Genomic DNA, 11,101 nt, shown 5'->3' on the forward strand with positions numbered 1-11,101 from the left:
GCGCTGACCTGGTTGCATGCCCTCGCCGGGTCCTCTGACGCTACGTTCGCTCTTTCAGGGCGCGCCCGCATCCCACATATCCCGCACCGGGCTGGACGAATCTGGCGCGGCGAGACCGAAGTGGCGATACGTCAGCAACGTGGCGACGCGGCCACGCGGCGTACGCTGCAAAAAGCCCTGCTGGATCAGATACGGCTCCAGCACGTCTTCAATCGTGTCGCGCTCTTCGCCGATTGCCGCAGCCAGATTGTCGACACCCACAGGGCCGCCATCGAACTTGTGCAGGATCGCTTCGAGCAGCTTGCGGTCCATCAGATCGAAGCCGACGTGGTCCACATCCAGCATCTTGAGCGCGGCGTCGGCCACGTTTGCGGTGATGTTGCCGTCTGCCTTGACCTCGGCAAAGTCGCGCACACGGCGCAGCAGACGGTTGGCGATACGCGGCGTGCCGCGGGCGCGCTTCGCGATCTCGAACGCCCCGTCCGGATGAATCTGCGCCTGTAGCAGCGACGCCGAGCGCGTAACGATGCGCGCCAGTTCCTCTGCGGTGTAAAACTCGAGCCGCGAGACGATGCCGAAGCGGTCCCGCAGGGGGTTGGTCAGCATGCCGGCTCGCGTGGTGGCGCCAACCAGCGTGAACGGTTGCAGATCGAGCTTCACGCTGCGCGCGGCCGGACCTTCGCCGATCATGATGTCGATCTGATAATCCTCGAGCGCCGGGTACAGGATTTCCTCGACGACAGGGGAGAGCCGGTGGATTTCGTCGATGAACAGGACGTCGTTCTTTTCGAGGTTGGTGAGCAGTGCAGCGAGGTCGCCCGCGCGCTCAAGCACTGGCCCGGACGTTTGCCGCAGATTGACACCCATTTCCCGCGCGATGATGTGCGCGAGCGTGGTTTTGCCCAGACCCGGGGGTCCGAACAGCAGAACGTGGTCAAGCGATTCGGAGCGGCGCCGGGCGGCCTCGATGAAGATTTCGAGCTGGCCGCGCACCTTTTCCTGCCCAACGTACTCGTCGAGCTGACGCGGGCGCAACGCCCGCTCGAACGCTTCTTCGTTCGGCGACACGGGCGTGGCAGCGATGATGCGCTCAGCGGCGAGTTTGTCGGTTTCGATCATGTTTGCATTGTACCGCGTGGGGCTCGCCGCCGAAGCTGGCCGAACGGCCCAGGGTGCGCTTTAGGCCGTGGCGTGCGAAGCTTTAACCCGTCGCACGCAAGGCATCTCGCCGAGAGACGATTCGAGCTTTATGGCCAACGCGCCTGGCGGCTTCGAGCAGCGCCGGGCGCGGCAAATCCCGTCAACCCTTCGAGAGCGCCTTCAATGCAAGCTTGATCCCCTCGGACACACCGGTGCCGGCGGGCACATTCTTGACGGCTGCCAAAGCTTCTTTCTCGGAGTAACCCAATGCGAGCAACGCGTTCAGGATATCGGAAGCGTGGTCGGACGCAGACACCGTTCCAGCCATTGAGCCCAGGTCGGCGCCGAGTTTGCCCTTCAGTTCCAGCAGCAGCCGCTCGGCCGTCTTCTTGCCGATCCCAGGCACACGCGTGAGGCGCGCCGCGTCCTGCAGCGTGACGGTCTGCGCCAGCTCGTGCACGCTCATGCCGGAGAGCACCGCGAGCGCCATACGGGCGCCGATGCCGGTGATCTTCAGCAGTTCTCGGAACGTTGCGCGTTCCTCGGCGGAGCCGAAGCCGTACAGCAGGTGAGCGTCTTCGCGCACGATCATCTGCGTAAGCAGGACCACCCGTTCGCCGGTGGAGGGCAGGTTGTAAAACGTGCTCATCGGCACGTCGACTTCATAGCCCACGCCGTTGCAGTCGACGAGCAGGTGTGGCGGGTTTTTTTCCAGCAGGACGCCGGCAATGCGACCGATCATGGCGGATTCAATCGTGAGAGAAAGGGCGAGTGTAGCGCAGCACGTCACCAGCTGGCTGGGCACAACGGGCATTGCGTGCGATTGGAGGCAGTATGAGCCAAGGACATGCGTCGCGGCGCCCTGGTTGGACGCATTGACCCGCCTCAGAGCGTCAAATACACTGACCTCCCTTTTGGACGCTTCGAGTCGGGTTCAACCCGGCCCAAACCAAAAGGACATCTCATGCTGAGTTTCGCCACGCTCACTCTCTTCGCCGGCGCGTGCCTCGCGCTCACCGCTACACCCGGTCCCGACATGCTTTTGATCGCCTCGCGCAGCGTCAGCCAGGGGCGCGCTGCGGGATTTGCATCGCTCGCCGGCATTCAGGTCGGCACCTACTGCCATGCGTTAGCCGCGGCCTTCGGTCTGTCACAGCTTTTTCTTGCCGTGCCGATGGCCTACAACGTGGTGCGCTTCGCGGGCGCCGGCTACCTGCTGTACCTGGCCTGGAAAACCTTTCGTGCCGAGGCAACCGTGCTGTCGCCGAGTTCGTCCATGAACCGCTATCCGGCGGCAAGGATCTTCCGGCAGGGGCTCTTCACCAATCTCCTCAACCCGAAAATGGCGCTGTTCGTGCTGGCGCTGTTTCCTCAATTTGTGCGCCCCGACGCGGGATCGGTGGCGGGGCAGATTCTGGTTCTGGCGACGGTGTTGAATTTGATCGGCTTGTGTGTGAACGGCGCCGTGATCCTGACTGCGAGCAAGCTGAGCCAAAGGGTGACGGCTGGGCGTCGGAAGCCGTCTCGCTTGCCGCAATATTTATTAGGCTCCGTGTTTGCGGGTCTGGCTTGCCGGTTGGCGTTGGCAAATCGTCGCTGAGAGCGACGCGCGAGCCGCGAGGATTGGGGTGCCGCACATCAAGAGGCGGTGGCCGTTCTAACCCACCAGCCGCCCACGCCGCACCCTCAGCCCCTTCTTTGCCAGCGAGGGCGCAATGGCGCCTAGCGTGCTAAGCGTGCTGCCCCCATGCGCATGACAGATCGCCATCCCGAGCGCATCGGCGGCGTCCGTGCCTGGCACGCCAGAGAGGCTCAACAGACGCACCACCATCTGCTGCATCTGCTCCTTGGTTGCGCGGCCATAGCCCACCACCGCCTGCTTCAACTGCAGCGCGGTGTACTCGGCCACCGGCACACCGCCGGCCACCAGCCCGCAGATCGCGGCGCCGCGCGCCTGCCCGAGCAGGAGCGTGGATTGCGGGTTGACGTTGACGAACACCTTTTCGATCGCGGATTGATCGGGGGCGTGCTGGCGGATCAGCGTCGAAATGCCTTCGAAAATCGTGCCCAGGCGCGATGGGAGGTCGGCGTCAGCCGTTTTGATGACGCCGCTTGCCACGTAAGTGAGCTTGTGACCGTTTTGGTCGATCACGCCGAAGCCGGTCACACGCAAGCCGGGGTCGATGCCGAGAATTCTCATGAGATACGCTGTGAACCAAGTGCTTGCGATACTACAACGAACCAGCGGCCCGGCGGCGTGCGCAAGCTGCGGAGACAGGAATAAATAGGCTGCTGGATTGTCCGCAACGTGGCAAGCTGAACAACGGCGAGATTTGCAGCAACCGGGACGTGCAAACGTGGAACGCTATCGAAATCTAAGCGGTGACTCTGGCGTCGAGGCTTACGCGCTCGGTGACGGCTGTATCGCGGTTCGCTTCAGCTCCGGCGTGATCTACTGGTACACCGAGGCGAGCGTCGGGCCGGATCATGTGGCCGAGATGACGCGATTGGCCTGCTATGGGAAGGGACTGAGCACGTACATCAGCACTCACGCCGATGTGAGCGCCGGGTACGCCAAGAAAAAACCAGACGATTAGGATTAGGCGGCGCGCTTCGGCGCAAAAAATCGCGCACGGAAACAAAACGGCCCGGCAGAAAAATCTGCTGGGCCGTTTTTTCTCACGCTGTTGAACCTAACGTAACGCGCTAGCTTCAGAACCGCCGCGCAACCCCCGCTAGACCGCGCTCAAATCAATTAATCAATCAATGCCGGAAGTGCCGCACACCCGTCAACACCATCGCGATATTCTGCTCATCGGCTGCCGCGACCACTTCATCGTCGCGCATCGAACCGCCCGGCTGGATCACGGCGGTCGCACCCGCTGCGACCACCACGTCGAGGCCGTCGCGGAACGGGAAGAACGCATCCGACGCCACGGCGGAGCCCGCCAGCGTCAAACCCGCGTTCTGCGCCTTGATACTCGCAATCCGTGCCGAGTCCACACGGCTCATCTGGCCTGCGCCGACGCCAAGCGTCATGCCGTTGCCGCAGAACACGATCGCATTCGACTTCACGTACTTCGCCACGCGCCACGCGAACAGCAGATCGTCCATTTCCTTCGGCGTCGGATGACGCTTCGTGACGACGCGCAGTTCATGCGGTTGCACATTGTGCGAATCGAGCGATTGCACCAGCAGACCGCCGCCGACGCGCTTCAGGTCGAACGCGTTATGACCATCGCCTAGTGCGATTTCGAGCAGACGCACATTCTTCTTCGCTTCGAACACCTGACGCGCGGCCACGCTGAACGAAGGCGCAATCAGCACTTCGACGAACTGCTTGGCCACTGCCTGTGCCGTTGCTTCGTCCACTTCACGGTTAAAGGCGATGATGCCGCCGAACGCCGAGGTCGGATCGGTCTGCAGCGCCTTTGCGTACGCTTCGCTCGCATCCGCGCCCACGGCTACGCCGCACGGATTCGCGTGCTTGACGATCACGCAGGCCGGCACGTCGAACGTCTTCACGCATTCCCACGCCGCATCGGAATCGGCGATGTTGTTATAAGAGAGCTCCTTGCCTTGCAGCTGCTCGTAGTTCGCCAGCGCGCCGGCCGGCACCGACAGGTCGCGATAGAACGCAGCGCTCTGATGCGGGTTTTCTCCGTAGCGCAGATCCTGCACCTTGTCGAACGCCAGATTGAACGTAGCCGGATAGGTGTTGCGCGACGAATGCTGCAGCTCTTCGGTCAGGCTCGTCAGATAGTTCGTGATCGCGCCGTCGTACTGCGCGGTGTGCGCGAACACTTTGGTCGCCAGGCCGAAGTTGGTTTTGTAGCTCACGGCATTACCGTTCGCGCGCATTTCTTCGAGCACCACCGCGTAATCCGCCGGGTCGACCACCACCGTCACATCACGATGATTCTTCGCCGCCGAGCGCAGCATGGTCGGGCCGCCGATATCGATGTTCTCGATCGCGTCTTCCAGCGAGCACTCTTCCTTCGCCACCGTCTGCACGAACGGGTACAGATTCACGACCAGCAGGTCGATGGTCGGAATGTCGTGCTTTGCAAGCGCTGCCATGTGCTCCGGCAGGTCGCGGCGCGCGAGGATGCCGCCGTGCACCTTCGGATGCAGCGTTTTCACGCGACCGTCGAGCATTTCCGGGAAGCCCGTGTAGTCGGCTACTTCGGTAACGGGCAAACCCGCGTCCGCGAGCAGTTTCGCGGTGCCGCCGGTGGACAGGATCTTGACGCCGAGGTCCGACAGCGATTTGGCGAAATCGACGATGCCGGACTTGTCGGAAACGGAGATGAGCGCTTGCTTGATCATGATGAAGAATGAGAAGCCGAAGGAGGAGGTGGCAGGGGCGCCAGACAACTACAATGAGCTACAGCAAACCGTGCTGTTGCAGCTTCTTGCGCAGCGTATTGCGGTTAATGCCGAGATACTCGGCGGCCAGCGACTGATTGCCGCCGGCCTGCTCGAGCACCACCTCGAGCAACGGTTTTTCGACACACGAAATAACCATGTCGTAGACGTCGTGCGGATTGGAGCCGTCGAGGTCCTGGAAGTACATACCCAGGCTGTCGCGGACTGATTGTTCGATATTGTTCTTGCTCATGCTGCTAGTCGGTCGGATTGGTCCGGCTCGCCGTTCGGGTTGACATCCTCTTCCACGTAGACGAGGCGGTCGGAGAACGCCTTTTGGGCGTCGAAGAACTCGTTGACGGCGAGTAGTTGTTCGCGCGTCGTGTCCAGCGTATTCATGCGGTGACGGAACACATTGGCGCCAGAAAGGCCGCGAGTGTACCAGCCGATGTGCTTGCGTGCCGTGCGCACGCCGGTAAATTCGCCGTAGAACGCGTAGTGATCTTCGAGATGCTCGTTCATGACCTGCTGGATCTCGTCGATGCGCGGTGGCGGCAACAGCTCGCCGGTTTGCAGGAAATGCTGGATCTCGCGGAACAGCCACGGACGGCCCTGCGCCGCACGGCCGATCATGATGGCGTCGGCGCCGGTAGCGGCGAGCACCTGGCGAGCCTTGTGCGGCGAGGTGATGTCGCCGTTGGCGACTACCGGGATGCGCACCGCGGCCTTCACTGCGGCGATGGTTTCGTATTCTGCGTCGCCGTGATACAGGTCGGCGCGGGTGCGGCCGTGCACGGTCAGCATCGAAATGCCGGCGTCTTCGGCCAGACGCGCCACGCTCAAAGCATTCTTGTTGTCGCGGTTCCAGCCGGTGCGGATTTTCAGCGTTACGGGCACCGCGTCAGGACCCACGCCCACCGCCCCCACCACCGCCTCGACGATGCGCTGCACGAGCGGCTCGTTCTGCAGCAGCGCGGAACCGGCCGCCACGTTGCACACCTTCTTGGCCGGGCAGCCCATGTTGATGTCGATGATCTGCGCGCCATTGGCGACGTTGTAGCGGGCCGCCTCGGCCATCATGGCCGGATCGGCGCCGGCGATCTGCACGGCGATCGGCTCGACCTCGCCCGTGTGGTTGGCGCGGCGCATGGTTTTTTCGCTTTTCCACAACTGCGCGTTCGACGCGACCATCTCCGACACGGCATAGCCCGCGCCCAGCCGCTTGCAGAGCTGGCGGAACGGCCGGTCGGTCACACCCGCCATGGGGGCGACGAACAGGTTGTTGCGCAGATTGTGGGAGCCGAGAGTAGGCATGACAGGGGCGCAGCCGCGGCACATCGAAGCGATGGGAAACGGTCGCAGATCACGAGGGAAAACGGCTATTTTAGCGTTAACGGATTCCCGCCACCGGACTTGAGACGGTCCTAAGCCATTAAATCTTCTATGAAAGTGCCCGGGTTCATAGACCCGCGGAACGCGAATCGGATCACCCGAAGCGGGCAGCGGTGCGCGCCGATGCACTGGGTCGGCGCACGAACCCCGTGCGATGCGATTCGTGAACCGTCTAGCGGCGCTGTCCGAACATCATTTGCCGTGCCAGCGCGGTCTTGACCGGCGGCACGAATTCGAGCGCCGTCAGTGCGAGCCCGCGCAGCGCGCCGAGGGCCGGGAAGTCGACCGTGAAGAGGCGTGCGAGCGTGTCGGTGGAGCGGATCGTCAGGCGCCGGTCGAGCGCACGGCGCTGGGCGAACAACGCTAGTGCGAGCGGTGTCGCACCGTGTTGGGAGAGCGCGTCGGCGAGCGCATGCGCGTCGCGTAGTCCCAGGTTCAACCCTTGGCCCGCTACCGGATGCAGCGTCTGCGCTGCATTGCCGATCGCCGCGATCCGGCCCTTGACGAGCGTATCGAGTGCGTTCAGGCCGAGCGGGAACGCAGCGCGGCCTTTGATCTGCGTGAAGCGTCCCATCCGGTCGCCAAACGCGGTGCCGAGTTCGCGCAGAAACGCGTCATCGGGCAACTGCGCGCGGCGGGCCGCTTCCTCCGGGGCGCAGCACCAGACCAGCGCGTAGTCGGCGTCGCGCGCGCCGCCGGTCGGCAGCAGCGCAATCGGCCCCTGGTCGGTGAAACGTTCCCACGCGACGTGCGGACGTGGCCTCGATACCGTGACCGTGCCGACGAGCGCCGTCTGACCGTAGTCACGCGTGCCGCCGGTGCCGCCGCGTTTCTGTTGCTCCTGAAACAGCCCACCTTCGGCGTTCACCAGAATACGGGTGCGCAGCGTGCGCGAGCCGTGTTCGGTTTCCACCGGCAGCGTCACGCCGTCTTCTTCCTGAACCGGTGTCTGGGCGGAGGTCGACTGGAACCAGTGCACGGACGTTGGCCGCACCGCCTCGGCGAGCGACTGCACGATCGAGCCATAGCGCAGCACATACCCAAGCGCGGGCAAGCCGTGCTCGGTGTGGTCGATCAGCGTGCGGCCGAAATGTCCGCGCTGCGACACGTGGATGTGATGAATAGCGGTCGCGTCCGAAGGCCAACGCAGCGGCTCCAGAATCATCCGGCTGCCTTGTGATACGGCGATCGCGCGTGGATCGCGCAAAGCGTCTTCCGGCTTGCGTGCGTCGATCAGCGCGATCGACAGGCCCTGGGTCGCACTGCGTCGCGCGAGCCAGCCGGCCAACGTGAGCCCGACCGGTCCCGCGCCGACGATCGTCACGTCGAAATCGAATGACGCTTCAGCAGAATCAGCGGCGCCAGTGGCGTCTTGTGCGCCGGCTTGCACAACGCCGGCCGGTCGAGAAGCGTCGTTCATGAGCGATCAGTCCGTCCGTTCAAACCGCGCGTGTGGCGCTGGCCGACGCCTGCGCTTCCTGCATCAGCGCCTCGATCTCGTCGGCCTTGACCGGCACGTCGCGCGTCAACAGTTCGCAGCCGTTCGGTGTGACGACAGCGTCGTCCTCGATGCGGATGCCGATATGCCAGTAGCGCTCGGGGACGTTTTCCGTGGGGCGAATGTAGAGACCCGGTTCGATCGTCAGCGCCATCGACGCATGCAAGGTGCGTGACGGCAGCGCGCCTTGCGCGTCGCGCGGTGCGCCGCGTTCGCGATAGTCGCCGCAGTCGTGTACGTCCATACCGATCCAGTGGCTGGTACGGTGCATGTAGAACGGCGCGTAGGCGCGCTCCACGATCATATCGTCGACGGACGAGAAGAGTCCCCGGTCGACGATGCCCGTGTCGAGCAGACCTTGCGACAACACGCGCAGCGCGGCGTTATGCGGATCGTCGAAGGTGGCGCCGGGCCGGGTGGCGGCGATGGCGGCCTCCTGCGAGGCGAGCACGATGTCGTACAGCTCGCGCTGCGCTGGCGTAAAGCGGCCGTTCGCCGGGAACGTGCGCGTGATATCGGAAGCGTAGCCGTCCAGCTCGCAAGCGGCGTCGATCAGGATCAGGTCGCCGTCGCGCGCAATCGTGTTGCCGGCCGCGTAATGCAGCACGCAGGCGTTGCCGCCCGCAGCGACGATCGAGCCGTATGCCGGCCCTTGCGCACCATGTTTGCGGAACGTGTACAGCAGTTCGGCCTCGAGCTCGTACTCCCGCACGCCGGCAAACGACGCGGCCATCGCGCGGCGATGCGCCTGTGCCGAGATTTGGCCGGCACGACGCATGATCGACAGTTCGTGGCTGTCCTTGAAGAGGCGCATCTCGTCGAGCAGCGGTAGCAGGTCATGCGCGGCAACCGGCGCGGCGACGCCGCTGCGGGCTTTGCCACGCACCGCGTCGAGCCAGCGGCGCACCTTTTCGTCCAGCTCCGCCGAGCTGCCAAGCGCGTAGTGCAGCGCGGGCTTGTCGGCTAGGATCAGCGGCATCTGGCTTTCGATATCTTCGACGGCAAATGCCGCGTCGAAGCCGAACGCCTCGCGGGCGGCCTCGGGACCGAAGCGGAAGCCGTCCCAGATCTCGCGCTCTTCGTTCTTGGCGCGGCAGAACAGGATCGAAGCCGGTCCGCTCCCGCCTGCGCTGGCGTCGAGCACGAGCAGGCCTTGCGGCTCGGTGAAGCCGGTCAGGTAGTAGAAGTAGCTGTCGTGCCGGTACGGATAATCGGCGTCCCGGTTGCGCACCACTTCCGGCGCGGTGGGGACGATGGCGACGCCGCCGCCTGCCGCGCGCAGCGCGGCGAGCACGCGCTCGCGGCGCTTGCGGTAAACGTCGATGGCGAGAGTGGGTTCGTTCGGCTGGTTCATGGTGAGATTGTAGCGCCCAATTAGGCCAGGATCGTGGGCGGGGATCGCGGCGCACATCCCCTGGCCATCTGGCCAGATAGACGTCCGGCGCGGCACACGGCAATGTTGCAATCCGTCCACAGGTCCGGCGGCCGCTACTCCAGAAGATGGGAAGCGGTCGTCTGTATCGCGGTCAACCAACGTATACTTCCGCCCAATTCCAGAAAAGGCAAATGGTGATGATGAAACTCATCGGTTCGCTCGGCAGCCCGTTTGTCCGCAAGGCGCGGATCGTGTTCGCCGAAAAGAAGATCGACTACAAGCTGGTGCTCGAAAACGTCTGGGCGCCGGATACCAACATCCATGCCTTCAATCCGATCGGCAAGGTGCCGTGCCTCGTGATGGACGACGACGAGGCGGTGTTCGACTCGCGTGTGATCTGCGAGTACGCGGATACGTTGTCGCCGGTCGGCAAGCTGATTCCGCCATCGGGGCGCGAGCGCGTCGAAGTGCGCTGCTGGGAAGCGCTCGCGGACGGGGCAATGGATGCCGCCGTGCTGATCCGGCTCGAGGGTACGCTACGGGCGGAAGAACACCGTTCGGACGCGTGGCTCGCACGCCAGCAACGCAAGATCGACGAGGGGCTGGTGGCGATGTCGCAAGGGCTGGGTAGCAACCCGTGGTGCGCGGGTAGCCGCTACACGCTGGCGGATATCGCCATGGGCTGCGCGCTCGGCTACCTCGATTTCCGCATGCCGGCGCTCAACTGGCGCGAGGCCTATCCGAATCTCGACAAGCACTTCCAGAAGCTGTCGCAACGGCAGTCGTTTATCGATACGTTTCCTGCGGACTGAGCGCGCTGCGCTGGCGTGACGGATGGCGGCCTTGCCGCCTTCGTCCGCAGGTTCGTATCAGGTATCCGGTATCAGGTCGCCGCGAGTTCAACCTTCGGCGCGAACGACTCGCCGCTCGCCACCGGCCACCACTTCTCGTAGATCGAGTAGCGGTACTTGCCGTTCAGCAGGTCGTTCGGCTCGAGATACTTCAGCAGATCCGACATCAGGCTCACCTCATGCGACGACACCCGCCGCACTATGTGATGCGCACGCAGTTCCGCCGGATGCTTGAGACCCGCGGCCTGAATGATTTCCTGCAACGCGTGCAGGGTGTTGTGATGGAAGTTGAACACGCGGTCGGACTTGTCGGGCACCACCAGCGCGCGCTGGCGCACCGGGTCCTGGGTGGCGACGCCGGTCGGGCAGCGGCCCGTGTGGCAGGTCTGCGCCTGGATGCAACCCACCGCGAACATGAAGCCGCGCGCCGAGTTGACCCAGTCGGCGCCGATCGCGAGGGTCTTGGTGATATCGAAA

General features: G+C 64.0%; 12 protein-coding genes. 3 read left to right on the forward strand and 9 right to left on the reverse strand.

Features of this window, described 5'->3' with window-relative positions; all coding sequences use genetic code 11:
• Window positions 1–54: 54 nt before the first annotated feature.
• Together ruvB and ruvA are read right to left on the reverse strand one after the other, a co-directional pair.
• Window positions 55–1,119: a Holliday junction branch migration DNA helicase RuvB gene (gene ruvB, locus M0954_RS07485; RefSeq protein WP_122152517.1), complete on the reverse strand. Its 1,065-nt coding sequence runs from the start codon at window positions 1,117–1,119 to the stop codon at window positions 55–57.
• 181 nt (window positions 1,120–1,300) lie between these two features.
• Window positions 1,301–1,882 carry a Holliday junction branch migration protein RuvA gene (gene ruvA / locus M0954_RS07490; protein WP_122152516.1) on the reverse strand — a complete coding sequence of 194 codons (582 nt, stop codon included), beginning with the start codon at window positions 1,880–1,882 and terminating at the stop codon, window positions 1,301–1,303.
• Window positions 1,883–2,104: 222 nt separating this feature from the next.
• Between ruvA and M0954_RS07495 the strand changes: the two genes are divergently transcribed.
• Window positions 2,105–2,740, forward strand: a complete 636-nt coding sequence (locus M0954_RS07495) for a LysE family translocator (RefSeq protein ID WP_123384832.1) — start codon at window positions 2,105–2,107, stop codon at window positions 2,738–2,740.
• Between the two features lie 57 nt (window positions 2,741–2,797).
• Here M0954_RS07495 and ruvC read toward each other — a convergent pair whose 3' ends face one another.
• Window positions 2,798–3,340: a crossover junction endodeoxyribonuclease RuvC gene (gene ruvC, locus M0954_RS07500; protein ID WP_123384831.1), complete on the reverse strand. Its 543-nt coding sequence runs from the start codon at window positions 3,338–3,340 to the stop codon at window positions 2,798–2,800.
• Between the two features lie 157 nt (window positions 3,341–3,497).
• On the opposite strand from ruvC, the gene M0954_RS07505 reads away from it, so the two are divergent.
• Entirely contained in the window at window positions 3,498–3,737 is a 240-nt protein-coding gene (locus M0954_RS07505; protein ID WP_123385883.1) for a hypothetical protein, read from the forward strand.
• A 166-nt stretch (window positions 3,738–3,903) separates the two neighbouring features.
• On the opposite strand, the gene purH is transcribed toward M0954_RS07505, so the two are convergent.
• The 5 genes from purH to M0954_RS07530 form a co-directional block, all read right to left on the reverse strand.
• On the reverse strand, window positions 3,904–5,469 hold the full coding sequence (gene purH / locus M0954_RS07510) for a bifunctional phosphoribosylaminoimidazolecarboxamide formyltransferase/IMP cyclohydrolase (RefSeq protein WP_297352418.1): 1,566 nt from the start codon (window positions 5,467–5,469) through the stop codon (window positions 3,904–3,906).
• A 58-nt stretch (window positions 5,470–5,527) separates the two neighbouring features.
• Window positions 5,528–5,761 (reverse strand): Fis family transcriptional regulator, encoded by a 234-nt coding sequence (locus M0954_RS07515; protein ID WP_007180440.1) that lies wholly within the window; start codon window positions 5,759–5,761, stop codon window positions 5,528–5,530.
• Complete coding sequence (dusB, locus tag M0954_RS07520; RefSeq protein WP_123384829.1) at window positions 5,758–6,822, reverse strand: tRNA dihydrouridine synthase DusB; 1,065 nt, start codon at window positions 6,820–6,822, stop codon at window positions 5,758–5,760. The genes M0954_RS07515 and dusB overlap by 4 nt, the downstream gene beginning before the upstream one ends.
• A 250-nt stretch (window positions 6,823–7,072) precedes the next feature.
• The gene (locus M0954_RS07525) at window positions 7,073–8,320 is read right to left on the reverse strand and encodes a UbiH/UbiF/VisC/COQ6 family ubiquinone biosynthesis hydroxylase (protein WP_297352420.1); all 1,248 of its coding nucleotides are present in this window, start codon (window positions 8,318–8,320) and stop codon (window positions 7,073–7,075) included.
• A 19-nt stretch (window positions 8,321–8,339) separates the two neighbouring features.
• Window positions 8,340–9,752 carry an aminopeptidase P N-terminal domain-containing protein gene (locus M0954_RS07530; RefSeq protein WP_297352422.1) on the reverse strand — a complete coding sequence of 471 codons (1,413 nt, stop codon included), beginning with the start codon at window positions 9,750–9,752 and terminating at the stop codon, window positions 8,340–8,342.
• 212 nt (window positions 9,753–9,964) lie between these two features.
• Here M0954_RS07530 and M0954_RS07535 point away from each other — a divergent pair, with 212 nt between their 5' ends.
• Window positions 9,965–10,585 (forward strand): glutathione S-transferase C-terminal domain-containing protein, encoded by a 621-nt coding sequence (locus M0954_RS07535; RefSeq protein ID WP_123384828.1) that lies wholly within the window; start codon window positions 9,965–9,967, stop codon window positions 10,583–10,585.
• 71 nt (window positions 10,586–10,656) lie between these two features.
• Here the strand turns inward: M0954_RS07535 and M0954_RS07540 are convergent.
• The coding region (locus tag M0954_RS07540) for a glutamate synthase-related protein (protein WP_297352424.1) at window positions 10,657–11,101 on the reverse strand (445 nt) is incomplete at its 5' end.

Source organism: Paraburkholderia sp. (assembly GCF_026225065.1).
In the GTDB taxonomy this organism is placed as follows: Bacteria; Pseudomonadota; Gammaproteobacteria; order Burkholderiales; family Burkholderiaceae; genus Paraburkholderia.